This is a genomic window from Pseudomonas sp. SBT1-2 (assembly GCF_028640875.1).
Classification (GTDB): domain Bacteria; phylum Pseudomonadota; class Gammaproteobacteria; order Pseudomonadales; family Pseudomonadaceae; genus Aquipseudomonas; species Aquipseudomonas chlororaphis_I.
Window position 1 is genome coordinate 68,853 of record NZ_JAQZAA010000112.1, and the last position, 25,816, is coordinate 94,668.

23 protein-coding genes and 4 tRNA genes are annotated in these 25,816 nt (G+C 62.1%); 10 read left to right on the forward strand and 17 right to left on the reverse strand.

The genetic code is table 11. From position 1 onward, the window contains the following. Window positions 1-61 precede the first annotated feature (61 nt). Together PVZ78_RS26975 and PVZ78_RS26980 are read right to left on the reverse strand one after the other, a co-directional pair. The gene (locus tag PVZ78_RS26975) at window positions 62-517 is read right to left on the reverse strand and encodes a YkvA family protein (protein ID WP_007927824.1); all 456 of its coding nucleotides are present in this window, start codon (window positions 515-517) and stop codon (window positions 62-64) included. Between the two features lie 289 nt (window positions 518-806). Further along, complete coding sequence (locus PVZ78_RS26980; RefSeq protein ID WP_007927823.1) at window positions 807-1,520, reverse strand: FKBP-type peptidyl-prolyl cis-trans isomerase; 714 nt, start codon at window positions 1,518-1,520, stop codon at window positions 807-809. A gap of 258 nt (window positions 1,521-1,778) precedes the next feature. On the opposite strand from PVZ78_RS26980, the gene PVZ78_RS26985 reads away from it, so the two are divergent. Further along, window positions 1,779-3,587 (forward strand): di-heme-cytochrome C peroxidase, encoded by a 1,809-nt coding sequence (locus PVZ78_RS26985; protein ID WP_273829573.1) that lies wholly within the window; start codon window positions 1,779-1,781, stop codon window positions 3,585-3,587. Between the two features lie 28 nt (window positions 3,588-3,615). Next, the gene (locus PVZ78_RS26990) at window positions 3,616-4,752 is read left to right on the forward strand and encodes a catalase family protein (RefSeq protein WP_273829574.1); all 1,137 of its coding nucleotides are present in this window, start codon (window positions 3,616-3,618) and stop codon (window positions 4,750-4,752) included. 129 nt (window positions 4,753-4,881) lie between these two features. Here PVZ78_RS26990 and PVZ78_RS26995 read toward each other — a convergent pair. The 4 genes from PVZ78_RS26995 to PVZ78_RS27010 all read right to left on the reverse strand — a co-directional run bounded on the left by PVZ78_RS26995 (window position 4,882) and on the right by PVZ78_RS27010 (window position 5,411). Beyond that, window positions 4,882-4,958: transfer RNA gene (locus PVZ78_RS26995), tRNA-Asp, on the reverse strand. A gap of 19 nt (window positions 4,959-4,977) precedes the next feature. After that, window positions 4,978-5,053, reverse strand: a tRNA-Val gene (locus PVZ78_RS27000). 186 nt (window positions 5,054-5,239) lie between these two features. Beyond that, window positions 5,240-5,316 (reverse strand) — tRNA-Asp (locus tag PVZ78_RS27005). Window positions 5,317-5,335: 19 nt separating this feature from the next. Next, window positions 5,336-5,411, reverse strand: a tRNA-Val gene (locus tag PVZ78_RS27010). 160 nt (window positions 5,412-5,571) lie between these two features. Between PVZ78_RS27010 and rdgC the strand changes: the two genes are divergently transcribed. The 3 genes from rdgC (at window position 5,572) to sugE (ending at window position 8,014) form a co-directional block, all read left to right on the forward strand. After that, window positions 5,572-6,492, forward strand: coding sequence for a recombination-associated protein RdgC (gene rdgC / locus PVZ78_RS27015; RefSeq protein WP_009045083.1), 921 nt, complete (start codon window positions 5,572-5,574; stop codon window positions 6,490-6,492). Window positions 6,493-6,613: 121 nt separating this feature from the next. Beyond that, a complete protein-coding gene (locus tag PVZ78_RS27020; protein WP_009050238.1) occupies window positions 6,614-7,579 on the forward strand; it encodes a bile acid:sodium symporter family protein in 966 nt (321 codons plus the stop codon). 117 nt (window positions 7,580-7,696) lie between these two features. Next, window positions 7,697-8,014: a quaternary ammonium compound efflux SMR transporter SugE gene (sugE, locus tag PVZ78_RS27025; RefSeq protein ID WP_009050239.1), complete on the forward strand. Its 318-nt coding sequence runs from the start codon at window positions 7,697-7,699 to the stop codon at window positions 8,012-8,014. Window positions 8,015-8,078: 64 nt separating this feature from the next. Here sugE and PVZ78_RS27030 read toward each other — a convergent pair whose 3' ends face one another. The 4 genes from PVZ78_RS27030 to PVZ78_RS27045 all read right to left on the reverse strand — a co-directional run bounded on the left by PVZ78_RS27030 (window position 8,079) and on the right by PVZ78_RS27045 (window position 12,905). Further along, a complete protein-coding gene (locus PVZ78_RS27030; protein ID WP_009050240.1) occupies window positions 8,079-9,953 on the reverse strand; it encodes an MFS transporter in 1,875 nt (624 codons plus the stop codon). A gap of 84 nt (window positions 9,954-10,037) precedes the next feature. Next, window positions 10,038-11,186, reverse strand: a complete 1,149-nt coding sequence (locus tag PVZ78_RS27035) for a TDT family transporter (protein ID WP_009050241.1) — start codon at window positions 11,184-11,186, stop codon at window positions 10,038-10,040. Window positions 11,187-11,294: 108 nt separating this feature from the next. Beyond that, entirely contained in the window at window positions 11,295-11,606 is a 312-nt protein-coding gene (locus PVZ78_RS27040) for a cupin domain-containing protein (protein ID WP_028681976.1), read from the reverse strand. A 93-nt stretch (window positions 11,607-11,699) separates the two neighbouring features. Next, window positions 11,700-12,905, reverse strand: a complete 1,206-nt coding sequence (locus PVZ78_RS27045; protein WP_016704412.1) for an MFS transporter — start codon at window positions 12,903-12,905, stop codon at window positions 11,700-11,702. Window positions 12,906-12,996: 91 nt separating this feature from the next. Between PVZ78_RS27045 and PVZ78_RS27050 the strand changes: the two genes are divergently transcribed. Then, window positions 12,997-13,542, forward strand: a complete 546-nt coding sequence (locus PVZ78_RS27050) for a TetR/AcrR family transcriptional regulator (RefSeq protein ID WP_016704413.1) — start codon at window positions 12,997-12,999, stop codon at window positions 13,540-13,542. A gap of 189 nt (window positions 13,543-13,731) precedes the next feature. Then, the gene (locus PVZ78_RS27055) at window positions 13,732-17,202 is read left to right on the forward strand and encodes a hybrid sensor histidine kinase/response regulator (protein ID WP_009050245.1); all 3,471 of its coding nucleotides are present in this window, start codon (window positions 13,732-13,734) and stop codon (window positions 17,200-17,202) included. Window positions 17,203-17,305: 103 nt separating this feature from the next. On the opposite strand, the gene rmuC is transcribed toward PVZ78_RS27055, so the two are convergent. Both rmuC and PVZ78_RS27065 read right to left on the reverse strand, forming a co-directional pair. Continuing rightward, on the reverse strand, window positions 17,306-18,673 hold the full coding sequence (rmuC, locus tag PVZ78_RS27060) for a DNA recombination protein RmuC (RefSeq protein WP_162096439.1): 1,368 nt from the start codon (window positions 18,671-18,673) through the stop codon (window positions 17,306-17,308). Window positions 18,674-18,848: 175 nt separating this feature from the next. Beyond that, window positions 18,849-19,172, reverse strand: a complete 324-nt coding sequence (locus PVZ78_RS27065) for a hypothetical protein (protein ID WP_028681973.1) — start codon at window positions 19,170-19,172, stop codon at window positions 18,849-18,851. Window positions 19,173-20,112: 940 nt separating this feature from the next. Here PVZ78_RS27065 and PVZ78_RS27070 point away from each other — a divergent pair. From PVZ78_RS27070 to PVZ78_RS27080, 3 genes are all read left to right on the forward strand, one after another. Continuing rightward, on the forward strand, window positions 20,113-20,337 hold the full coding sequence (locus tag PVZ78_RS27070) for a hypothetical protein (RefSeq protein WP_007927809.1): 225 nt from the start codon (window positions 20,113-20,115) through the stop codon (window positions 20,335-20,337). Between the two features lie 275 nt (window positions 20,338-20,612). Beyond that, window positions 20,613-21,095, forward strand: a complete 483-nt coding sequence (locus tag PVZ78_RS27075; protein ID WP_009050248.1) for a hypothetical protein — start codon at window positions 20,613-20,615, stop codon at window positions 21,093-21,095. Between the two features lie 145 nt (window positions 21,096-21,240). Beyond that, window positions 21,241-22,527 (forward strand): OmpP1/FadL family transporter, encoded by a 1,287-nt coding sequence (locus tag PVZ78_RS27080; protein WP_028681972.1) that lies wholly within the window; start codon window positions 21,241-21,243, stop codon window positions 22,525-22,527. A 73-nt stretch (window positions 22,528-22,600) separates the two neighbouring features. Here the strand turns inward: PVZ78_RS27080 and PVZ78_RS27085 are convergent, their stop codons facing one another. From PVZ78_RS27085 to PVZ78_RS27105, 5 genes are all read right to left on the reverse strand, one after another. Further along, window positions 22,601-23,152 carry a glutathione peroxidase gene (locus PVZ78_RS27085; RefSeq protein ID WP_009050250.1) on the reverse strand — a complete coding sequence of 184 codons (552 nt, stop codon included), beginning with the start codon at window positions 23,150-23,152 and terminating at the stop codon, window positions 22,601-22,603. A 69-nt stretch (window positions 23,153-23,221) separates the two neighbouring features. Then, complete coding sequence (locus PVZ78_RS27090) at window positions 23,222-23,344, reverse strand: hypothetical protein (RefSeq protein ID WP_009050251.1); 123 nt, start codon at window positions 23,342-23,344, stop codon at window positions 23,222-23,224. After that, window positions 23,341-24,543, reverse strand: a complete 1,203-nt coding sequence (locus tag PVZ78_RS27095) for an MFS transporter (protein WP_124301967.1) — start codon at window positions 24,541-24,543, stop codon at window positions 23,341-23,343. The genes PVZ78_RS27090 and PVZ78_RS27095 overlap by 4 nt, the downstream gene beginning before the upstream one ends. Before the next feature lie 52 nt (window positions 24,544-24,595). Next, window positions 24,596-25,000, reverse strand: coding sequence for a MarR family winged helix-turn-helix transcriptional regulator (locus PVZ78_RS27100; protein ID WP_009050253.1), 405 nt, complete (start codon window positions 24,998-25,000; stop codon window positions 24,596-24,598). Between the two features lie 83 nt (window positions 25,001-25,083). Then, a complete protein-coding gene (locus PVZ78_RS27105) occupies window positions 25,084-25,815 on the reverse strand; it encodes an adenosylcobinamide-GDP ribazoletransferase (protein WP_009050254.1) in 732 nt (243 codons plus the stop codon). Window position 25,816: the final 1 nt, after the last annotated feature.

The window sequence follows — 25,816 nt, forward strand, 5'->3', positions numbered from 1 at the left end:
AAGTGTAATCCTAACAGTCACTAAGGTCGCGGGGGCATCGTTGTATGGATCCGAATTCACCTCAGTTTTTCTTCGGACCTTCCAATTGCAGTTGTTCCGGGGTGTCGGGCAAACGCTCGACCACCGCCAGCTTCTCCGGTTGCTGGCGATTGCGCCAGGCGCGGAAGGCGCTGAGTTCGCCGTCCAGGGTTTTCATGATCCAGGCCAGCACAGCGATATCATCGAGCATGCCGAACATGGGCAGGAAGTCCGGGATGGCATCCAGCGGACTGAGGAAGTACATCAGGCCCGCGACCACCGACAGCAGCGCCTTGGGGCTGATGGCGCGGTACTCGCCACGCCAGTAAGCCAGGCACAGGGCCTGCAGCAGGCGCAGATCGTCCTTGAGCTTGCCGAGACGGCCGCCTTGCAAGGCGCCTTTGCTGGCCACGGCGAACAACAGGGTCGGCAGCCGGCCACGGCTGAGCAAGCGGCCGGCCAGGGGCAGGAAGCGGGCGAAATTCCAGGGTGCTTTCATCGTCACTCCCACTGAAATGTTATCCACACAAATTGTGGATAACCTTGTGAACAGAGCCGCTTTTCACAGCTGAAAGCCCCGTTTTACAAGGGCTCGGCTCAGATCGGGCGTTTTTTACTCACATAAAAAAACCCATAATTTCATTGACTTGGCAGCTTCATGCGGCTAGCCGCAGCGCGTCTTGTTAAGACTATGCCTTATGCCGTGGGTTCGCATTTTTTCCCGGACCAACGACCAGATACGACAACGCCCCGTAAGGACGGGGCGTTGTCATTGAACCAGACGAAGATTACTTGGCGTCGTCTTGTTTCGCTGGATCCTTGATACCCAGCAGTTCCAGCTCGAACACCAGCACCGAGTTGGCCGGAATGGCCGGGCTCGGGCTCTGTGCGCCGTAGGCCAGATCGCTCGGGATGTACAGTTTGTACTTCTCGCCGACGTGCATCAGTTGCAGGCCTTCGACCCAGCCCGGAATCACGCCGCTGACCGGCAGATCGATCGGGCTGCCGCGCTCGACCGAGCTGTCGAACACAGTGCCGTTGGTCAGGGTGCCGGTGTAGTGAACGGTCACCACGTCGGTCGGCTTAGGCTGGGCGCCATCGGCCTTCTTCAGCACTTCGTACTGCAGGCCCGAGGCGGTAGTGGTCACGCCAGCCTTCTTGCCGTTTTCTTCGAGGAATTTCTTGCCGGCTGCTGCCGACTCTTCGCTGATCTTGGCCATGCGCTCTTCAGCACGCTTTTGCAGCGCGGCGAAGGCTTCGACCAGTTCGTCGTCTTTCAGCTTCTGTTCTTTCTTGCCGATGGCATCTTCGATGCCCTGGGCTACCGCTTTGGAATCCAGGTCATCCATACCTTCCTGGGCAAGGCTTTTACCCATGTTCAGGCCGATACCATAGGAAGCTTTCTGCGCCGGGGTTTTCAGCTCCACGCTGGTCTGCGAGTCACAACCCGCGAGTACCAGGCTAACCAGGGCTACCGCCGCCGCTAACCGATGCTGTTTCATGCTATTTCCTTGTTCATGCGCCTAAAGGGCATTCGAGTAAAGCCGCGAGCTTATCAGGCGGCCACGACCAATGGCTACCGGCATGAGAGCCGGATTAGTCCGATAAGTTCACGTGTTTAAAAGCATTTCGCCAGCCAATACTACGAGTGCGGGAAAGAACGCCTCGAACACAAAGTCATGACACCGGACGTAATGGCCACTTGCCCGGCAGTTTGCCCTGAGGCATAAGAGAGCCACAACTCGACAAGGATGTTTATCTTGCGCCTCTTATCCCGTGTTTTGCTGCTGATCCTCGCCCTGATCGGCGTCGCCCTGGCCGTGGTCCTGTATTACGTGGCCAATCCGAAATTGCCCGACTATGTGCCCGCCCGGCAGGTGCATTATCAGGATCAATGGAGCGCCGCCGACCGCCAGACCTATTACTTCACGCCCCAGGGCACTCAGGTGAAAGGCCTGCGCTATGAGTGGTTCGCCGCCCTGGAACTGCCCTTCTCCACGCAACGCCTCGCCGCCCCGCAGTACCTGGCCCGCTTCGGCTTCCTGGTGGATCCGGCGCAGCAGGCCAGCGCCGATAACCCGGCGAACCTGCCGGTCGGCTTCACCCGTCATCAGAACCCTGGCAGCCCGCAACAGTACCTGGACATCACCTGCGCCGCCTGCCACACCGGCGAGCTGCGCTACAACCAGCAGGCCCTGCGGATCGACGGCGGCTCGGCGCAGCATGTACTGCCCTCCAGCGTGCCGACCTTGCGCGGCGGCAGCTTCGGCCAGGCGCTGGTCGCCAGCCTGGCGTCGACCTATTACAACCCGTGGAAATTCGAGCGGTTCGCCCGCAACGTGCTGGGCCAGAATTACGACGCCGAGCATGAACAGCTGCGCAAGGACTTCAAGGCATCGCTGGACACCTTCCTGCGCGTCGCCTGGAACGACACCCACCGTGGTCTCTACCCCACCGAAGAAGGCCCCGGGCGTACCGATGCCTTTGGCCGGATCGCCAACGCCAGCTTCGGCGACGCCATCTCCCCCGACAACTATCGGGTGGCCAACGCGCCGGTGGATTACCCCCAGTTGTGGGACATCTGGAGCTTCGACTGGGTGCAGTGGAACGGCTCGGCCCAGCAACCCATGGCCCGCAATATCGGCGAGGCGCTGGGCGTCGGCGCCACCCTGAATTTCTTCGATGCCCAGGGTCAGCCACTCAAGGGCGATGCCCGCTACCCGTCGAGCGTTCGGGTGCGCGACCTCAATCGCATCGAAGAAACCCTGCAACGGCTGAAACCGCCGACCTGGCCGGAAGGCCTGTTCGGCAGCATCGACAAGCCGCTGGCGGCCAAGGGGCGAGCACTGTTCGCGGAAAACTGCGCGGGCTGCCATGTCCCGCCGGTCACCGAGGTCAACGGGCGCCCGGTGCAGCAGCTGAAGATGTTGCCGGTTGCGGTGATCGGTACCGACCCCAATACCGCCAACAATATTGCCGACCAGCGCTATGACCTGAGCGCGCTGCAATGGGATGCCGCCGAGCTGGCCCAGTCGAATGTCGAGCTGCACCCAACGCCCGGCGAACCGCTGGACATGCGTCAGCTGTCCGTGGCCAAGGGCCTGGCCTATGTCACGGCCTTCGTCGAGGAACGCGCCTATCGGGACGCCCAGGTGACCCCGGCCGAACGCCCGCGACTCGACGGCTACGGCCTGCCGATCGGTGTCCGCGAACTGCGTGCCTACAAGGCCCGGCCGCTGGCTGGGGTATGGGCCACCCCGCCCTTCCTGCACAACGGTTCGGTGCCCAGCCTGTACCAGTTGCTCTCGCCTCAGGCCGAACGTGCCAGCACCTTCTATAAGGGCACCTTCGAATACGATCCAAAGCACCTGGGCTACCGTACCGAACCGTTCAAGAACGGCTTCCTGTTCGATACGCGGATCAGTGGCAACCACAACGGTGGACATGAGTTCCGCTCGGGCAAGCGTGGCGACGGGGTGATCGGCCGCCTGCTGCAACCCGAGGAACGCTGGGCGCTGCTGGAATACCTGAAAGTGCTGGGCGGGCCGCTGGAGGCGCAGCTGCCATGACCCTGGCCCTCATCGAAAGGACGCTTTCATGCTGATCACCTTATGGCTGCGCATCGGTGCGCTGCTGCTCAAGACACTTGTGCTGCTGGGGCTGATCGCGCTGCTCGGCTGGGCGCTGAGCAGCGCCTGGTCGATCTGGCGCTACCAGGGGCCGGTCTCGACCGAAGAACAGGTCCCGCCCGGCGAAGCCGCCATGACCCAGGACATCATCCAGACCGCCGTGCGCATCGTCGATCAGCACCGGGATAACACCCGTTACCTGCGCGACGCCCACGCCAAGGCCCACGGCTGCGTAAAGGCCGAGGTCCAGGTGCTCGAGCAACTGACGCCGCCGTTGCGCCAGGGCGTGTTCGCCGAACCCGGCAAGACCTGGCAAGCCATGGTACGGCTGTCCAACGGCAATGCTTATCCACAGTTCGACAGCATTCGTGATGCGCGCGGGATGGCGATCAAATTGTTGAATGTGCCCGGCACCCAGCTATTGAAGGAGCAACAGGGCCGTGGCGAGCAGGATTTCGTGATGTTCAACCATCCGAACTTCTTCGTCAGCGATGTCGCCGAGTATCGGCAGAATGTCGCCGCGCAGGCGGACGGAAAAAAGGTCGGGGCCTTTTTCCCCGGCTGGGACCCACGCACCTGGCAGGTTCGTCATCTGTTCATCGCCTTGGCCACCCTGTCGCCGCCCCCGGCCAGCCCGACGCAAACCCGCTATTTTTCGGTTTCGCCCTACAAGTTCGGCAGTGCCAACGCCAAGTTCCGCGCCGCACCGGATCCGGACAGCTGCCCGGCGTACAACCTGCCCCCACAGAACCAGGCCCTGCCCAACTTTCTGCGCAACGCCCTGAACCAGCAGCTGTCGACCGACCGGGTGCCGGCCTGCTTCGTATTGCAGGTGCAACGCCAGGACCCGAGCCACTACATGCCCATCGAAGACACCAGCATCGAATGGCGAGAAAGCGATGCGCCCTTCGAAACCGTGGCACGGATCAGGATTCCCGCCCAGGACTTCGATACCCCGCAGCAGAACCTGCAATGCGACAACCTGTCCTTCAACCCCTGGTTCGGCCTGGAGGCGCACCGCCCTATCGGCGGCATCAACCGCCTGCGCAAGGCGGTGTACGAAGCGGTCAGCGACTACCGGCACAGCCGCAACGCCGAGCAGTGAGCCACAAACGAAAAAAGCGGCCCGCAGGCCGCTTTTTTGGGGAGTATTTGCATACCCCAGACAGCAAAAAGCCCGCGTTAGCGGGCTTTCTGTAATGAGCTGGCGTTCAGTGTTCCAACTCATCGAATATGGCGCAGCGGACGGGACTCGAACCCGCGACCCCCGGCGTGACAGGCCGGTATTCTAACCGACTGAACTACCGCTGCGCGTAGCGTTGAAAGCAAGTGGTGGGTGATGACGGGATCGAACCGCCGACCCTCTGCTTGTAAGGCAGATGCTCTCCCAGCTGAGCTAATCACCCTTTACCTTCGTTGCGGGGCGCATTATTACACAGAAATTCATAACGTGCTGATTTAAATAACAAAATTATCAAAAAAAGCTGAATTTCGATGTATCGGGCGCCGCGCATGAAACACAGGCACAAAAAAGCCCGCGTTAGCGGGCTTTCTGTGATGACCTGGCGTTCAGTGTTCCAGATCATCGAATATGGCGCAGCGGACGGGACTCGAACCCGCGACCCCCGGCGTGACAGGCCGGTATTCTAACCGACTGAACTACCGCTGCGCGTAACACTGAAAGCGAATGGTGGGTGATGACGGGATCGAACCGCCGACCCTCTGCTTGTAAGGCAGATGCTCTCCCGGCTGAGCTAATCACCCTTCACGTTCGGTGTGGCGCGCATTCTACGGAGCGTCCCCTACTCTGGCAAGCACTTTTTAAAATAATTTTTTCAGGCCTTCCAAAGGCTTAGCGGAGGGTTGGCCTATGGAGCTGCGCGGAGAATAATGCCCCCCTTTGTATAAAGGAGAGATTCACCCCATGTGGTTCAAGAACCTGCTTATCTATCGCCTGACCCAAGATCTGCCCTTTGATGCTGAGGCGCTGGAAACCGCACTGGCCACCAAACTGGCGCGTCCATGTGCAAGCCAGGAGTTGACCACTTACGGTTTCGTCGCGCCATTCGGCAAAGGCGAAGATGCGCCGCTGGTGCACGTCAGCCAGGACTTCCTGCTGGTCGCCGCGCGCAAGGAAGAACGTATTCTGCCTGGCAGCGTGGTGCGCGACGCGGTCAAGGAAAAGGTCGAAGAGATCGAGGCCGAGCAAATGCGCAAGGTCTATAAAAAGGAACGCGACCAGATCAAGGATGAAATCATCCAGGCCTTCCTGCCACGCGCCTTTATCCGTCGCTCCTCGACTTTCGCCGCCATCGCGCCGAAGCAGGGCCTGATCCTGGTCAACTCGGCCAGCCCGAAACGCGCCGAAGACCTGCTCTCCACCCTGCGCGAAGTGCTCGGCACCCTGCCAGTGCGCCCGCTGACCGTGAAGACCGCGCCGACTGCGATCATGACCGACTGGGTGAAAACCCAACAAGCCGCCGACGACTTCTTCGTCCTCGATGAGTGCGAACTGCGCGACACCCACGAAGACGGCGGCATCGTCCGTTGCAAGCGCCAGGACCTGACCAGCGAAGAAATCCAGCTGCACCTGAGCACTGGCAAGGTGGTCACCCAATTGTCCCTGGCCTGGCAGGACAAGCTGTCCTTCATGCTCGACGACAAGATGACGGTCAAGCGCCTGAAGTTCGAAGACCTGCTGCAGGACCAGGCGGAACAGGACGGCGGCGACGAAGCCCTCGGCCAACTGGACGCCAGCTTCACCCTGATGATGCTGACCTTCGGCGATTTCCTCCCGGCGCTGTTCGAAGCCCTGGGTGGCGAAGAGATTCCACAAGGCATCTGACAACCCCTTTCAGCAGCCAGCGGGCTGGCGACCGGCATTGCCCGATCCGCCGCTGACTCCTGCAGGAGCCTCACAGACGCCACCGCTTTCGGTGGCGTTTTCATATAAGAAGGAACAGGCCATGCGTGCACTGGCAGCATTAAGTCGTTTTGTCGGCAATACCTTTGCCTACTGGGTACTGATTTTCGCGGTGGTGGCGTTCTTGCAGCCGGGCTGGTTCATCGGCCTCAAGGGCGCCATCGTGCCGCTGCTGGGCCTGGTGATGTTCGGCATGGGCCTGACCCTGAAGCTCGAAGACTTCGCCGAAGTCGCCCGCCATCCATGGCGCGTGGCCCTGGGCGTGGTCGCGCATTTCGTGATCATGCCGGGCATGGCCTGGTTGCTGTGCCAGGTCTTCCACCTGCCGCCGGAGATCGCCGTCGGCGTGATCCTGGTCGGCTGCTGCCCGAGCGGTACTTCGTCCAACGTCATGACTTGGCTGGCCCGCGGCGACCTGGCGCTGTCAGTGGCGATCGCCGCTGTCACCACCCTGCTGGCGCCGCTGCTGACGCCGGCCCTGATCTGGCTGCTGGCCTCGGCCTGGCTGCCGGTTTCGTTCATGGAGCTGTTCTGGTCGATCCTGCAGGTGGTGCTGCTGCCGATCGTGCTCGGGGTGATTGCCCAGCGCGTGCTCGGCGACCGGGTGCGGCATGCGGTGGAAGTATTGCCGCTGGTGTCGGTGGTCAGCATCGTGATCATCGTCACCGCGGTGGTGGCCGCCAGCCAGGCGAAAATCGCCGAGTCCGGCCTGCTGATCATGGCCGTAGTGATGCTGCATAACAGCTTCGGTTACCTGCTGGGCTACTTCACCGGCCGCCTGTTCAAGCTGCCGTTGGCGCAACGCAAATCCCTGGCCCTGGAAGTCGGCATGCAGAACTCCGGCCTTGGCGCCGCCCTGGCCAGCGCGCATTTTTCGCCGCTGGCGGCGGTGCCGAGCGCCCTGTTCAGCGTCTGGCACAACATTTCCGGAGCGCTGCTTTCCACCTGGTTCCGCCGCATGAGCGAAAAGGACGACCGCACACTGGCCGCCCAGCAGGCGAGCGACTGAGGAGAAACTTGATCCCCGGATTAATGATGGGCACTATACTGCGCAACGCGGGGACGACCCCGCGGCTCGATCGAGTCATTAATCTGGGGACGACCCCGTCAATCGATGGAGGTCATCATGTCCTGGATCATTCTGTTTTTCGCCGGCCTGTTCGAAGTGGGCTGGGCCGTCGGCCTCAAGTACACCGACGGTTTCAGTCGCCCTCTCCCCACTGCCCTGACCATCGCCGCCATGGCGGTCAGCCTCGGCCTGCTGGGGCTGGCCATGAAGGAGCTGCCGCTGGGCACCGCCTATGCCATCTGGACCGGGGTCGGCGCAGTCGGCACGGTGATCGCCGGGATCATTCTGTTCGGTGAGTCCATGGCGCTGTTCCGCCTGGCCAGCGTGGCGCTGATCATTACCGGGCTGATCGGCTTGAAGGTCAGCACGGCCTGATACCAGCAAGCGCCCCAACAAAAACGCCCACCACTCTGTGGGCGTTTTTATAGGCGCTGGAAACCTAGCGCACGTTACCGCGCAGCTCGCCCACCAGGGTTTGCAAACGGGCCGGTTCGGCACTGTCGGCTGTCACGGCCGAACCCGCCACCAGGGTCACTCGCGACCACAGGCGGCGGAACAGCCCCTTGCTAGGATCACGGCTGAAAAAGCTGCCCCACAGCCCCCGCAACGCCAGCGGAATCACCGGCACCGGTGTCTCTTCGAGAATCCGCGTCAGCCCACCCTTGAACTCATTGATCTCGCCATCGGCGGTCAGCTTGCCTTCCGGGAAGATGCACACCAGCTCGCCATCCTTGAGGTAACGGGCAATTTGGGTGAACGCCCTTTCGTAGATCTGGATGTCCTCGTTGCGCCCGGCAATCGGAATGGTCCCGGCGGTACGGAAGATGAAGTTGAGCACCGGCAGGTTGTAGATCTTGTAATACATCACGAAACGAATCGGCCGCCGCACCGCGCCGCCGATCAGCAAGGCATCGACGAAGGACACGTGATTGCACACCAGCAACGCCGCGCCTTCGTCCGGGATCGCCTCCAGGTTGCGATGCTCGACCCGGTACATGGAATGGCTGAGCAGCCAGATCATGAAACGCATGCTGAACTCGGGGACGATCTTGAAGATATAGGCGTTGACCGCGATGTTCAGCAGCGACACCACCAGGAACAACTGCGGGATCGACAGCTTGGCCAGGCTCAGCAAGACGATCGAGACGATCGCCGACACCACCATGAACAGCGCGTTGAGAATGTTGTTCGCGGCAATCACCCGCGCCCGCTCGTGCTCCGGGGTCCGCGACTGAATCAGGGCGTACAGCGGCACGATGTAGAAACCGCCGAAGATGCCCAGGCCGAGAATATCGATCAGCACCCACCAGGCGTGGCTATAACCGAGCACTTCGATCCAGCCGTAACCCGCCTCGCTGACCGGAATCCCGCCGGAATGCCACCACAGCAGCAGGCCGAACACCGTCAGGCCGAACGAGCCAAAGGGCACCAGGCCGATCTCGACCTTACGACCCGAGAGCTTCTCGCACAGCATGGAACCGACAGCGATCCCCACCGAGAACACGGTGAGGATCAGCGTGACCACCGTTTCGTCCCCGTGCATCCACTCCTTGGCGTAGGCCGGAATCTGCGTCAGGTAGATCGCCCCGACAAACCAGAACCACGAGTTGCCGACGATCGAGCGCGACACCGCCGCAGTCTGCCCCAGGCCCAGGCGCAGGGTGGCCCAGGACTGGCTGAAGATGTTCCAGTCCAGGCGCAGGTCCGGAGTGGCCGCCGCGGCCCGGGGAATGCCCCGGCTGGCGAGATAACCGAGTACGGCGACTGCAATGATCGCCGTCGAGACGATGGGGGCGTAATGGGCGGAGGACATCATGATCCCCGCGCCAATGGTCCCGGCGAGAATCGCCAGGAAGGTGCCCATTTCCACCAGGCCGTTGCCGCCGACCAATTCTTCCTCCCGCAGCGCCTGGGGCAGGATCGAATATTTCACCGGACCGAACAGCGCCGAGTGGGTGCCCATGGCGAACAATGCCAGCAGCATCAGCGACAGGTGATCGAAGACAAAACCCACCGCCCCCACTGCCATGATCACGATCTCTCCGAGCTTGATCAGGCGGATCAACGCGTCCTTGGCGAACTTCTCGCCGAATTGCCCGGCCAGCGCCGAGAACAGGAAGAACGGCAGGATAAACAGCAAGGCGCAGAGGTTGACCCAGATCGAGCGGTCGCCCTCGATGGCCAGCTTGTAGAGAATGGCGAGGATCAGCGACTGCTTGAAGATGTTGTCGTTGAACGCACCGAGGGATTGGGTAATGAAGAACGGCAGGAAACGCCGCGTACGAAGCAAGGTGAACTGTGAGGGGTGACTCATCTTCCATGTCCCTGAGTGGCTTGGATGCTGTTATTGGATTATCGATCTTCGATCCAGGCCACAACCTTACCTAAAGTTCGCGGATTATTTCGCTAATCCTGCGATGCAAGGCGAAACGAACAGCTCACCCCGATAAGCGCCCTGCAGCGTGCGCTTGCCCACCAGCAGCCACATCAGTGCCAGCGCCAGGACCAACAGGCTGCCGAACACCGCAAAAAACGTCAGGTTCAGGGTAGCGGCCAGTTTCAGGGTGGTCAGGGCATAGACCCCCAGCGGGAAGGTGAACCCCCACCAGCCGAGGTTGAACGGAATGCCGTCGCGCAGGTAACGCAAGGTGATCAGCAGCGCCGTCAGCATCCACCACAGGCCGAAACCCCACAGGGTGATACCGGCCACCAGCCCCAGGCCCTCGGCGATTTCGCCCATTCCGGCCATGCCGTTGGCAGCAAAGATCGCCGGAGCGTCCGCGCCCAGCAGCAACATGCCCAGGGCCCCCGTGCCGATCGGCCCCAGGGCCAGCCAGCTCGAGGCGGCCATGCTTTCGTGCGGCAGCTTATGCAGGGCCATGCGCAGCAGGAGAATGGTCAGGATGCTGAAAGCCACCGGCAGCGAGAAGGCCCAGAGCACGTAGCTGGTCACCAGCATCACCAGTTGCGAATGCGCGTCCACCAGGTGCGGCGCCAGCAGCCCGCCGCTGGCGGCGGCGACTTCGGCCGCGACCACCGGCAACAGCCAGACCGCGGTCATCTGGTCGATACGGTGCTCCTGGCGGGTGAACATCATGTAGGGAATCAGCACCCCGCAAGCCAGCGACAGCGCTACGTCCAGCCACCACAGCAGCTCGGCCAATTGCACCACACCGTCGCCCCAGCGTGGCACGCCGAACAGCAGGAAACCGTTGATGATGGTGGCCAGGCCCATGGGAATGGTGCCGAAGAACATCGAGACCGTGGAGTGCCCGAAAATCCGCCGGGCTTCGTCGAAGAACATTATCCAGCGTGCCGCATAGGCCGCGCTGAACAGCACGAACAGTACGATGGTGAACAGCCACAGCCCCTCGGCCAGCAGGTGCAGGCCCGGGATCCGCAGCGGCAACTGGGCCAGCGCCAGGGCCAGTACGCCGGTGCCCATGGTCGCGGCGAACCAGTTGGGGGTGAATTGGCGGATGGCTTCGCGAGGATGCTGCAGCTGGCTCAAGGGCCGTCCGGTTCTGAGGGTGTTGGGGCATGTCATGGTGCGATCTCCTGTCCTCCGATGAGGTGGAGCTCATGATAGAACCGGATCGAATATCTATATAACGGGTAATTTCTCTATCTGTTATCTATTTTACAAATATACGAGTCAGACACTGCCCGCGGTTTCCACCACCAATACCCGCGCTGCACCTTGTGGATGAGCCACATGCTCGGTACCGACATCGGCGTAGAAGATATCGCCCACCTCCAGCAGCACCGAGTGCTCCAGGCCGTTTTCCCGATAGTGCATGCGCACCTGGCCATCGAGCACGACAAACACTTCCTGCCCGTCGTTGGTGTGCCACTTATAAGGCTGGTCGGTCCAATGCAGGCGCGTGGTGATGCCGTTCATGTTGGCGATATCCAACGCCGCCCAGGCCCGCTCCCCAGTGAAGGTTTTACTGCGAATGATCTTCATGAATGCCCGTCGCCCCCAAGGCTGATGCGTGCACCTCGCGCGCCAGATGCGCAGGCTAACCCAAGCCGGCGCCCGGATCAGCCACCAACGCGCTCAACTTTCTGGCACGACGCAGGTCTTGGCGGTGCGCTGGCGCAGCAGCCCCAGCAAAGCGGCCAGGGACAGCAGGATCAATACCGCACCATAACCATCGGTGGTCGCGATCAGGCCAAAACTGCGCGTCAGGTTTCCCGCCAGCAGGGACGGCAGGCAGAACGCCAGATAACTCAACACATAAAACGCCGACATCAACCCCGCCCGCTCATGGGGCAAGGCCAGGGGCATCACACTGCGCAGGGCGCCGAGGAACCCGGAACCAAAACCACCGCCCGTGACCAGGGTGCCGAGAAAGAACAGCGGCAGGCTGGCGGTGTGCACGGCAATCAGGATCAGGCCGATGCCGACGGCCAGCAGGCTCGCGCCCAGCCGCAGTACCTTGTCCGCCGGACGATGACGCAGGGAAACAATCATCAGGGCACCGCTCAGGGTCAGCACCGCCACCAGGCCGCCACCGATCAGGTTCGAGGTCGAGCCCGTCGCGGTGCGCACCAGCGATGGCGCCAACGACAGAAAGAACCCGCCCACGGCCCACACCGCCACGTCCACCGGTAACGCCAGCCACAGCGCCCGCCGCGCCTGAGGCGGTACATGCAGGGTCGGCCGCAGGGAGGCCCAGACACCGGGCTGGGCACTGACTGTCTCCGGCAGGCGCCAGACGTACAGCGCCTGGGCGACAAACAGCACCAGCAGCAACCAGTAGGCCAGTTGCAGCGGCAACGGTGCGTATTCCACCAGCAAACCGCTGCCCATCGCCCCGCAGGCCATGCCCAGCAAGGGCGCCACGCTGTTGACCAGCGGCCCTTGCTGCCGGTCGGTATCCAGCAGCGCCGCCCCCAGCACGCTGGTGGCCATGCCGGTGGCGAATCCCTGCATCACCCGGGCAGCAATCAGCCAGGCTACGCTGTCGGCCTGGATAAATAGCAGCATCGCCAGTATGTCCAGCAGCAGCGCCACGAAGATCACCGGCTTGCGTCCCAGATAATCCGAAAGCGAACCCACGGTCAGCAGCGCCGCCAACAGGCTCAAGGCGTAGACGCCGAAGATCAGGGTCAGGGTCGCCGAGGAGAATTGCAGCACCTCCTGATACAGGTGGTACATCGGTGTCGGCACGCTGGAAGCGGCGAGAAAACTGAGTAAGGTGATCGCCAGAAACAGCAGTCTGGAACGATTTGACAGTGAAGAGTCGACAGGACTGGACATGGGCACGCTCCATTAAAGCTAATTTTTTGCTTTTGCGGAGTGTGCTACCGCCTCGCTCTTAAAGCAAATTCTTTGTGTTAAGGTTCGATCCATGGCTATTAAAGAAGGTTTACGCCCGGGCGGGCGCAGTGCCCGGGTACAGGAATCCATCCACTCGGCAGTCAGGGAACTCCTCGAAGAACAGGAGCGCTCGACCCTGACCGTGCCGCAAATCGCCGCCCGCGCCGGCGTGACGCCCTCGACCATCTACCGCCGCTGGGGCGACCTGTCGACGCTGCTGGCGGATGTCGCCCTGGCGCGCATGCGCCCGGACAGCGAACCGGCCGCCACCGGCAGCCTGCGCGGCGACCTGTTGGCCTGGGCCGAACAGTACCTCGACGAAATGAGTTCCGAGCCCGGGCGCAACATGATGCGCGATGTGCAATGCAGCGCCACGCCCGGCTATTGCGTGAGCATTCTCAGCGGGCAATTGCAGATCATCCTCGATCGCCACCGGCACAGCGAAGCAGCTCTGCCCAGCCTCGATCGACTACTGAACATGACGGTGGCGCCGACGGTGTTCCGCATCCTGTTCGCCGCGGAACCGCTTGACGTGCAGGAGTTGCATGAACTGATCGACATCGCGCTGCGGCCTTGAGACCGCCAGCGCGGGCAAGCTCGCTCCTGCCGGGTTCGTCACCCTTTGCAGAAGCGAGATTGCTCGCACTTCCCCCCTGCGACACCTGGCCGCGCCAATACCTTGGTCGACACTGACGAACCCCGAACATCGTGCGAGACTGTCTGACCGGGCTGAAGCGCCCGGCGCGCCTTTATGTTCGGAGTTTCCATGTCGTTGTCCAGCGGGCTGATCGCCATTGTCGCCCTGGCCTATATGGCCATCATGTTCGCCATCGCCTTTTACGGTGACCGTCGCAGCGCGCCCTTGCCGCCGCGGGTGCGTGCCTGGGTGTACAGCCTGTCGCTGGCGGTGTATTGCACCAGCTGGACCTTCTTCGGCGCCGTCGGCCAGGCCGCCGAGCAACTCTGGTCGTTCTTGCCGATCTACCTGGGGCCGATCCTGCTGCTGGTGCTCGCGCCCTGGGTCCTGCAAAAGATGGTGATGATCAGCAAGCAGGAAAACATCACCTCCATCGCCGACTTCATTGCCGCGCGCTACGGCAAATCCCAGTCGCTGGCGGTGGTGGTGGCGCTGATCTGCCTGGTTGGCGTGCTGCCCTACATCGCCCTGCAGCTCAAGGGCATCGTGCTTGGCGTGGACCTGCTGATCGGCGCCGGCGCCGACACCATGGGCACCCGCGCCCAGGACACGGCGCTGATCGTGTCGTTGATCCTGGCGCTGTTCACCATTGTCTTCGGTACCCGCAACCTCGACGCCACCGAGCACCACCGCGGCATGGTGCTGGCGATTGCCTTCGAATCCCTGGTCAAGCTGCTGGCCTTTCTCGCGGTCGGCGCCTTTGTCACCTATGGCCTGTACGACGGTTTCGACGATCTGTTCAGCCAGGCCATGCTCGCCCCGCGCCTGGAACAGTACTGGCAGGAAACCATCAACTGGCCGTCGATGGTGGTGCAGACCGGCGTCGCCATGATGGCGATCATCTGCCTGCCGCGGCAGTTCCACGTCACCGTGGTGGAGAACATCGAGCCCCAGGACCTGCGCCTGGCCAAGTGGGTGTTTCCCGCCTACCTGGCCCTGGCCGCGCTGTTCGTGGTGCCGATCGCCCTGGCCGGGCAGATGCTGCTGCCCAGCTCGGTCCTGCCGGATTCCTTCGTCATCAGCCTGCCCCTGGCCCAGGCCCATCCGGCCCTGGCGGTGCTGGCCTTCATTGGCGGCGCGTCGGCCGCCACCGGCATGGTGATCGTCGCCAGCGTGGCGCTGTCGACCATGGTCTCCAACGATATGCTGCTGCCCTGGTTGCTGCGCCGGCAGAGCGCCGAGCGACCCTTCGAAGTGTTCCGCCACTGGATGCTCTCGGTGCGCCGGGTCAGCATCGTGGTCATCCTGCTGCTGGCCTATGTCAGCTACCGTCTGCTGGGCTCCACCGCGAGCCTGGCGACCATCGGCCAGATCGCCTTCGCCGCCGTGACCCAACTGGCCCCGGCCATGCTCGGCGCGCTGTACTGGAAGCAGGCCAACCGCCGCGGCGTGTTCGCCGGATTAGCGGCCGGCACCTTCCTGTGGTTCTACACCCTGATCCTGCCGATCGCCGCCCACAGCCTGGGCTGGTCGCTGAGCAGCTTCCCGGGCCTGGCCTGGCTGCACGGCAACCCGCTGAACCTGCCGATCACGCCCTTGACCCAGGGTGTGGTGCTGTCGCTGGCCGGTAACTTCACCCTGTTCGCCTGGGTCTCGGTACTGTCACGCACCCGGGTTTCGGAACACTGGCAGGCCGGGCGCTTCATCGGCCAGGAAATCAGCGGCCGCCCCAGCTCCCGCTCGATGCTGTCGGTGCAGATCGACGACCTGCTCAAGCTCGCCGCACGTTTTGTCGGGGAAGAACGGGCCCGCCAGAGTTTCATCCGCTTTGCCTACCGCCAGGGCAAAGGTTTCAACCCCAACCAGAACGCCGACGGCGAATGGATCGCCCACACCGAACGCCTGCTGGCCGGTGTCCTCGGCGCCTCGTCCACCCGCGCAGTGGTCAAGGCCGCCATCGAAGGGCGGGAGATGCAGCTCGAAGACGTGGTGCGCATCGCCGACGAAGCCTCGGAAGTGCTGCAATTCAACCGCGCCCTGCTGCAAGGCGCGATCGAGAACATCAGCCAGGGCATCAGCGTGGTCGACCAGTCCCTCAGGCTGGTGGCCTGGAACCGTCGTTACCTGGAGCTGTTCAACTACCCGGACGGGCTGATCAGCGTCGGCCGGCCGATCGCCGACATCATCCGCCACAACGCCGAGCGCGGCCTGTGCGGACCGGGCGAGGCGGAAGTGCATGTCGCCCGCCGCCTGCACTGGATGCGCCAGGGCCGCGCCCACACTTCCGAGCGGCTGTTCCCCAATGGCCGGGTGATCGAGTTGATCGGCAACCCGATGCCCGGCGGCGGCTTTGTCATGAGCTTCACCGACATCACCCCGTTCCGCGAAGCCGAACAGGCCCTCACCGAAGCCAACGAAGGCCTGGAACAACGGGTTGCCGAACGGACCCAGGAGCTTTCGCAGTTGAACGCTGCGCTGACCGAAGCCAAGGGCACCGCCGAGGCCGCCAACCAGTCCAAGACGCGTTTCCTGGCGGCGGTCAGTCACGACCTGATGCAACCGCTGAACGCCGCCCGGCTGTTCTCCGCCGCCCTCTCCCACCAGAACGACGGTTTGTCCGCCGAAGCCCAGCAATTGGTCCAGCACCTGGACAGCTCCCTGCGCTCCGCCGAAGACCTGATCAGCGACCTGCTGGATATCTCCCGCCTGGAAAACGGCAAGATCAATCCGGAGCGCAAGCCATTCGTGCTCAACGAGCTGTTCGATACCCTGGGGGCCGAATTCAAGGTCCTGGCCCAGGAGCAAGGCTTGAAGTTCCGCCTGCGCGGCAGCCGTCTCAGGGTCGACAGCGACATCAAGCTTCTGCGCCGGGTCCTGCAGAACTTCCTGACCAATGCCTTCCGTTACGCCAAGGGGCCTGTGCTCTTGGGCGTGCGCCGCCGCGGCAACCAACTGTGCCTGGAGGTCTGGGACCGCGGGCCGGGGATTCCGCTGGACAAGCAGCAGGTGATCTTCGAAGAGTTCAAGCGCCTCGACAGCCACCAGACCCGCGCCGAAAAAGGCCTGGGCCTCGGACTGGCGATCGCCGATGGCTTGTGCCGCGTCCTCGGCCACGGCTTGCAAGTCCGCTCCTGGCCGGGCAAGGGCAGCGTCTTCAGCGTCAGCGTGCCGCTGGCCAAGGCAGCTGTCAGCGCACCGAGACAGGTGGCCGAACTCAACGGTCATCTGCTGTCCGGCGCCCAGGTGCTGTGCGTCGACAATGAAGACAGCATCCTGATCGGCATGAACAGCCTGCTCAGCCGCTGGGGCTGCCAGGTCTGGACCGCGCGCAACCGGGAAGAATGCGCCGCGCTGCTCAGTGATGGCGTGCGCCCGCAACTGGCGCTGGTGGACTATCACCTGGACGATGGTGAAACCGGCACCGAGGTCATGGCCTGGCTGCGCACCCAGTTGGGTGATCCGGTACCTGGCGTGGTGATCAGCGCCGACGGACGCCCCGAGATGGTCGCCGAGGTACACGCCGCGGGGCTGGACTACCTGGCCAAGCCGGTGAAGCCGGCGGCGTTGCGGGCGCTGTTGAGCCGGCATCTGCCGCTCTGAGAGTCCTGTAGTCGCTGCCGCAGGCTGCGATAAGACCTTCAGCGATATTGAAAACGCCGCTTCCCCTCCGGGGCCGATCGCAGCCTACGGCAGCGGCTACAGCTCAATCCGGCAGTTCGAGCAGGGCACCGTCGGCATCGGTCATCGCCCGTTCCAGCAGGTCCGCCGGCAGGCTCTTGCTCGCGCGCGCGCCGAGCAAGCGCAGTTGCTCGCTACGGCTGACCAGGTTGCCGCGCCCCTCGGTCAGCTTGTTGCGCGCGGCGCTGTAGGCCTTGTCCAGCTGCTGCAGACGATTGCCGACCTCATCCAGATCCTGAATGAACAACACGAACTTGTCGTACAGCCAACCGGCGCGTTCGGCGATTTCCCGGGCGTTCTGGCTCTGCCGCTCCTGCTTCCACAGGCTGTCGATCACTCGCAGCGTGGCCAGCAGCGTGGTCGGGCTGACGATCACGATGTTGCGGTCGAAGGCTTCCTGGAACAGGTTGGGCTCGGCCTGCAAGGCGGCGGAAAAGGCCGCCTCGATAGGCACGAAGAGCAAGACGAAATCCAGGCTGTGCAAGCCTTCCAGGCGCTTGTAGTCCTTGCCGGCCAGGCCTTTGACGTGATTGCGCAAGGACAGCACGTGCTGTTTCAGCGCCGCCTGGCCGATCACCTCATCGTCCGCCGCGACAAACTGTTGGTAGGCAGTCAGGCTGACCTTGGAGTCCACTACTACCTGCTTGTCGCCGGGCAGCATGATCAGCACGTCGGGCTGGAAACGCTCGCCGTCGGGCCCTTTGAGGCTGACCTGGGTCTGGTACTCGCGGCCTTTCTCCAGGCCGGCATGTTCCAGCACCCGCTCCAGAATCAGCTCGCCCCAGTTGCCCTGGGTTTTCTGGCCCTTGAGCGCGCGCGTCAGGTTGGTCGCCTCGTCGCTCAAGCGAAGGTTCAACTGTTGCAGGCGTTCGAGTTCCTTGCCGAGGGAAAAACGCTCGCGCGCTTCGGCCTGATAACTCTCTTCGACCCGCTTCTCGAAGGACTGGATGCGCTCCTTGAGCGGGTCGAGCAATTGTCCGAGACGCTGCTGGCTGTTCTCGGCAAAACGCTGCTCGCGCTCATCGAAGATCTTGCCTGCCAGCTCGGCGAACTGTGCCCGCAGCTCGTCCCGCGAGCCTTGCAGGTCGCTCAGGCGTTGCTGGTGGCTTTCCTGCTGCTCGCGCAGCTCGGCATTCAATGACGCGGCCTGGGCGTCCAGGCGCCGCAACTCGGCTTCCTTGTTGGCCCGCTCAAGATTCCAGGCGTGGGCCGCGTCACGGGCGTTGTCGCGTTCGATCTGCAACAACTCGACTTCCCGGCGCACCGCCGCCAGATCGGCCTGCTTCACGGCATTCGCCTGGCCCAGGTCGCTGATCTCGTCGCGGCAGGCATCCAGCTGGGCGTTCAAGCCATCCTGCGCCAGCAGTGCGGTGGCCAGGCGCTCCTCCAGCAGGGACAGTTCGGTTTGGCGGGAGCTCAGACGGCGTTGCAGTTGCCAGGCGAGCGCCACCAAGGGCAATGCCGCGCCTGCCAGACCGAGCAGTACGCTGGTCAAGTCCATAGCCATAGCCACTCCAGACAGGGAAATAAAGCTTGAAGGTTAACCAAGGGACCGAGGCTTGGACAGCTCAGTCTTCGATCTGGCCAAGCTCCTGCTGGGCGCGACGATCGCCAGCCCGTGCCGCCTGACGCAGCAGATCGTGGCCGATCCGCCGATCGCGGGCGTTGCCGCATTCGCGGCACATCAGTTGGCCAAGACGACTCTGTGCTGCCACCACCCCTTCCCGGGCAGGCTGCTTGAGCAAACGCCCGGCAAAGTGCTTGATGTTCCGGTTATCACCCAGGCGTGGGCTGTCGAGCAGCCACATGGCCACGCGTAACGAAAAACGCTTGGGCTCGGTAACACTGGAAGAGGCAGAGGTAACAGAAGGTGACACTGAGCGAAACTTCATAAAGCACTGTAGGGCAGATCGGAAGGCGCGCCACTCTACTCCTTTTTTCGCACGCGTAAAGTCGAAAAGAACTCGGCACGCCCGTGCTAGAGCAAGCGCTTGGGACAATCCACAGAAGCTGTGGATAACTCAGTGGACAACCGCCCTACAAGTCGCCGAAAGCCGCATGGGACGGGGCCCGCAGTCAAACTGACGATTTTTTCACCAGTAAAAAAAACCGATGTTTTTCATTGACTTAAATTTTCATCGCAGGCATTGGAGGGCCCGGCAGGTGAGGTGACAGGCCGGTGACAGCCCGCGCAACTATTGTGCACAAGTACCCTCGATCCAGTTATATCGCTGCACCTTTTTCGTCCGTTCCCGGGAGAACAACATCGAAGACCAAAGATTCCAGTAACAACTTTTCTGCCCCACTGCGGTGAAAGTCCGGCCCGGCTCATTCGCGGCCTGCCCTGCGATACTCATAACCATTTTGCCTAACACACTTGCACCAGCTACATCAATCCGTTATCATCCACAGCGTTAGTACCAAGCTGAAAGTCAATTCTGGTCGAACAAGTCCCCCGGTTCAGCTTCCCTGAAGAGAAGTTTCTACCGACTACACGGGATCGACCACCTCGCTGGTTTCCAGGTAAAGCTTTCGCCGACACCGCCGTTGAACACATTGCAAAGGATGTCGCGAAGCCCTTTTACTCTGACCGAACCAACCTGCAAATTGATCAGGATCTTCACCTGGGGCCCAGAACCTTAACCCCCGCTGTGATTGCCTGCCCTCCTAAGTACCTACCTGCCAGCCCTAGCGCGCACTTGATAAAGCGCTTCCAACTGGCTGCTTTGTTCCAGTCGGGTTCTTCGTTCGACCAATGGTGGTCGGCGTTACTGGAACGTTTTAACGTTGCACGGTTCTTAACCGTGTCATTTGTAGGAACACCCAATAACTATGTCTACTCAAATCCAGACTCAGGATGCCATTCGCACCCTCACCAACGCTTTTGCTCCAATGAACTGCCTGATCATGGCCGCTCGCAAAGGCTGCTTCAGCTTCACCCTGGTCAACGAACACGGTATTGCTCGTCACAGCGAACGCCTGTACCCCGACCAGTATTCCAGCGCCGAGCCGCTGCAAGCGGTGATCGAGCGCACCCGTCAGGCCCTGACTGCCTGAGACGCCAGAGCGCTGAAAACCCGAAGCCCCGACTGAACAGCGGGGCTTTTTTATTGCCTGTTATTTCGGTTTTTCCGCCGTCGGCTAAAGCACCATCCGATATAACGGTTATAACTCGAAGCTGGAAATATTTTAAAAACAGTCCTTTACAGCAACGATATGACACTACACTTCAACTCAAGCGGCATGATCCGCTTCCGGCGAGTCTGACCGATCCACCGCTGCCAAGCTCCCCCATCAGGCCTCGCCGGCCACTTTCACGCTTCGAGGGCTTTATGGGTATTGCCGCCAGCGAACTGTGCCGCTACGTGATCCGCCCGACCCTGATCTATCTGGGCAACCACAGTCGCACCGCAGAATCACTGCTGCTAGGCATCGCCGCCAGCCAATCCGCCCTCGGCTCCGCCCTGCACGACCGCAGGGGCCACGGCCTCTACCGCATCGCAGAACCCCGCCACCAGGCACTCTGGGACCACTATCTGGCGCTGGATCCGGAACGCGCCAGCCTGGTTCGCGGCCTGGCCAGCCAGCACGCATTCCTCAGCGGCCCGCACTTGGAATTGACCGTCAACCTGCGTTACGCCACCGCCATCGCCTGGCTGCTGGTAGAAGAGCAGAACACCCCGCTCCCCGAAGCCGGCGACCTGCTCGGCATGGCTCGCATCTGGAAGCAGATCTTCCAGCCACAAGGACGCTTGCGGGACTTTGCCGATGCCTGGCAAACCTGTGTTGCACCACTGAATCAGGTCGCCTGCTGATCGGACTTTTTACAAGTTCGTGCAAACAACGGCAATTTTGGTCTGATTGTCCTACAAAACCGCTCTATCTCAAGCCATACAGGCTATAGCGCTGAGGAGGAAATGTTGGTAATTTTCGCTCCGGTGATCACCAGGAGTTCTAATAATGAAAAAAGTAATACTCAAAACCAGTCTTAGCCTTGCCGTTGCCATGGCATCCACCCAACTTTTCGCAAGTGGTTTTGCCCTGAACGAACAAAGCATCAGCGGCATGGGTACTGGTTTCGCCGGTCGATCCTCTGCTGCGGACGATGCAAGCACAGTTTTTGGCAACCCTGCCGGTATGTCGCGCCTGAAACGCCAGCAAATCACTGGCGGCGTCGCGGCCATTGATGCATCCACCGACATCAACGATGCCAGCGGCAGCCGTAGCGGCACCAACAAAGGCGACATGGTGCCTTTCACTGCCGTGCCGATGGGCTACTACGTCAAGCCTATCGACGATCAGTGGGCCTTCGGTCTGGGTGTCTATGCCCCATTCGGCCTGATCACCGACTACGAAAACGGCTTCCAGGGCCGTAACTTCGGCAGCAAGAGCGAAGTTAAAGTCATCACCTTTCAGCCAACCGTCAGCTACGCCTTCAACGACAAGGTGTCGATCGGTTTCGGTCCGACCATCAACCGTATCTCCGGCACCCTGGAATCGGCACTGACCACCCCTCTTTCGCCTAACGACGGCCGTGTGCAAATCAAGGGTGACGACATTGGCTACGGCTACAACATTGGGCTGCTGGTCCAGGCAACCGACACCACCCGCGTGGGCCTGACCTACCACTCGAAGGTCAAGTACAAGCTGGAAGGCCACACCGAAGTCAGCCCAGGCGCCGGTACTCCAGGCGCTCTGCTGCGTGGCGCTCGCTACGATGCCTCGCTGGACATCACCACCCCTGAATCGGCCGACCTGTCGGTGACCCAGGACCTCAACGATGCCTGGAAACTCTATGCCGGTGCGACCTGGACCCGCTGGAGCCGCCTGAAAGACATCACCGTGCAAAACGAAGGTGTAACTGCCAGCGCCGGCGGTCTTCTGGCCCCGGGTGCGCTCAGCAGCATCAAGGAAGAGCAGAACTGGCACGACACCTGGGCCTACGCCATCGGTACTTCCTACCAGTTGAACAAGCAGTGGGTACTGCGTACCGGCCTGAGCTTCGACCAGTCGCCAGCCAACAACACCAACCGTTCGCCACGCATTCCTACCGGCGACCGGACCATCTTCAGCCTCGGCGCCGGCTGGAGCCCAACCGAAGACCTGACCATCGACGTGGCTTACTCCTACCTCAAGGAAGAGAAAGTCAAGGTCAACAACAGGAACCCGCAGCTCGGCCAGTCTTACAGCTCCGAGTACGAGAACAGTGCGAACGGCTTTGGCGTGGGTGCAACCTACCGCTTCTGAAGCCTGACGGCCTGAACGAAAAAGCCCCTGCATCCAAGGATGCCGGGGCTTTTTTATTGGCCGCGGATAACACTCAAGGCTTGGACGCCAGCGCCTGTTCCACCGCCTCGATCAGTTCCGGACTGTCCGGCTTGGTCAGGCTGGAGAAATTGGCGATCACCTTGCCCTGGCGATCGACCACATACTTGTAGAAATTCCACTTCGGCGCACTGCTCTGCTCGGCCAGGACCTTGAACAGATGCACCGCGTCCGGGCCTCGGACCTGCTGCGGTTCGGTCATGGTGAAGGTGACGCCGTAGTTCACATAACAGACCTTGGCCGTTTCCGCGCCATCCTTGGACTCCTGCTTGAAGTCATTGGACGGCACGCCTACCAGCTCCAGCCCCTGATCCTTGTAACGCTGGTACAGCGCTTCGAGCCCCTTGAACTGCGGGGCAAAGCCGCAAAAGCTCGCGGTATTGACCACCACCAGCGGCTTGCCGGCAAAGCGCTGGCACAGGTCGATGGATTCCTTGGCGCGTAGCTTGGGCAGCGAGCCCTGCAACAGCGACGGACATTCGTCCGCCCAGGTCGAACCTGCGAACACCATGAGTACAGCTGGAACAGCAAGCCAGCGCGCCAACATATTCAACTCCTTGAAAGTACCGTCAGAGGGTGAAGCTACTCGCCCGGCGGACGCCCTAGCAAGCGCTTCCTAGCAGACGCCCATGCCCAACTGCATCAGCGCCAGCCCACCCTGGTGCCAGCCCCACCAGGCCAACGCCAACAGCGAGGCAGCAACCGCCAGGCCGACCCAGCGCAGACCTGCCCGGCTCATGCCACGCTTGCCTGCAAACGCGCGACCGGACGCTCGCGCACCGGCCAGTTCAAGGCCGCGGCCAGCAGACTGAGGAGAATCGCCACCTGCCAGATCAAGTCATAACTCCCGGTTCGATCGTAGACCACCCCGCCGAGCCAGCCGCCGAGGAACGAGCCCAACTGGTGAAACAGAAACACGATGCCGCCCAGCATGGACAGGTTGCGCACCCCGAACAAGGTGGCCACCGTGCCATTGGTCAGGGGCACCGTCGACAGCCACAGGAAGCCCATGGCCATGCCGAACAGATATGCGCTGAGTTGCGTCACCGGCAGCCAGAGGAACAGGCCGATGACCACCGCGCGCAACAGGTACAGGCCGGTCAGCAAGCGTGGCTTGGACATGCGTCCGCCCAGCCAGCCAGCGGTGTAGGTCCCGAAGATATTGAACAGGCCGATCAGCGCCAGCACCGTGGTGCCCACTGTGGCCGGCAAATGCTGGTCCACCAGGTAAGCCGGCAAATGCACGCCGATGAATACCACCTGGAAACCACAGACGAAAAAGCCGAACGCCAGCAGCCAGAACCCGGAATGTGAGCAGGCTTCACGCAAGGCCTCGGAAAGGCTCTGTTCATGGCCCAGGCTTGGCAGCGGCTTGTCCTTGAGCATGCTCACCAGCGGCACGATCAACGCCACCAGCAACCCCAGCACCAGCAGCGCTGACGACCAGCCGAGCCAGCCGATCAAACCCAGGGTGCCCGGCAGCATGGCGAACTGACCGAACGAACCGGCCGCACTGGCGATGCCCATGCCCATGCTGCGTTTTTCCGCCGGCAGTGCACGCCCCACCACGCCGAGAATCACCGAGAACGAGGTCCCCGAAAGGCCGATACCGATCAGCAATCCGGCGCTCACCGACAGCGACAGTGGCGAGTCGGCCAACCCCATGAACAACAGGCCCACGGCGTACAGTACGCCGCCGATCATCACCACCTTGGCCGCGCCGAAGCGGTCGGCCAGGGCGCCGGTGAAGGGCTGGGCCAGGCCCCAGATCAGGTTCTGCAAGGCAATGGCAAAGGCAAACACCTCGCGCCCCCAGCCGAACTCGGCGCTCATGGGCGGCAGAAATAGACCGAAACCGTGTCTTACCCCCAGGGACAAGGCCAGGATCAGCGCACTCCCGAGAAGAACCCAACCGCTGGTACGCCACATCGAAGTCATCGTTATTCTCCATTTACGGGTATATACCCGCTTATCATCGAACAAAAGGCGTTCACGCCAGTTCGTTCAGCAAGGCCAGCAAGGTTTCGCGTTTCTCTGCACCCAGACGGTCGATCAAACGCTGTTGCGCCGCCTCCCAGGCCGGCAAGGCCGCCAGCAATCGCTGCTGGCCTTCCTCGGTCAGCTGGACGATGCGATTGCGTTGATCCTCGCCTTCGGACAACCGGACCAGCCCCTCGCCTTCCAGCACCCGCAGGTTACGGCCCAGGGTGCTGCGATCCAGCCCCATCGCTTCGGCCAGGCTGGAAATGCTCGGTTGGTCCAGGCGCCGCAGGTTGCTCAGCAAGGAATACTGGGCAACGTTGATCCCGAAGCCGTCGAGAGCGCCGTCGTAGAACCTGCTGACGCCACGGGCGGCGCGACGCAGGTTGGTGCACAAACATTGAGAAGGAAGCATGGTGCGTGTATATACCCGCGATTAATGGAATGCAAGAAATTTGCAAAGCCCCAGAGCGCGGATAAAACCCACGCCCCGCCTATCTAGAACAACGCCAACCCCACCAGGACCGCCACCTCCAGCAGTTCCAGCAGAGCCCCCGCCGTATCCCCGGTGGTGCCGCCCAGACGACGCAGCATCAGCTGGCGCAAGCCGACAAACACCACGCCCGCCAGCAGCAACGCCCACACCGCGTCATAACCACCGAGCACTACACACGCCAGCACAGTAAGCGCCAGCACCCACTTGCCGGCCGGACGCGGCAGATGATTCGCCAGCGCCTGCCCAAGGCCACCAGGGCGTACATAAGGCGTGCAGAGGAACAGCCCCAGCAAGGCACCACGACCGATCAGCGGCGCCAGCAGCAAGGCAACGCCGGCCTGCTGCTCGATCAGCGCTACCAACGCGGCGAACTTGAGCAGCAACACCAGCCCCAGGGTGACCACGGCGATCGGCCCGCTGCGCGGGTCCTTCATGATCGTCAACGTACGCTCGCGATCGCCGAAGCCGCCCAGCCAAGCGTCCGCGCTGTCGGCCAGTCCATCCAGATGCAAGGCTCCACTGAGCAGCACCCAGACCGTCAGCAACAGCGCCCCATGCAGTAACAACGGTGCGCCCATCAACAACTGGTTCATGCCCCAGAGCAGCAGCCCGAACAGCAGGCCGATCAGCGGATAGAACAGCAATGACCGGCCCATTTCCTCGGGCGACGGCATGCCCGGCAAACGCACCGGAAAACTGCTGAGAAACTGCAGGGCGATCCAGAATGGCAGCATG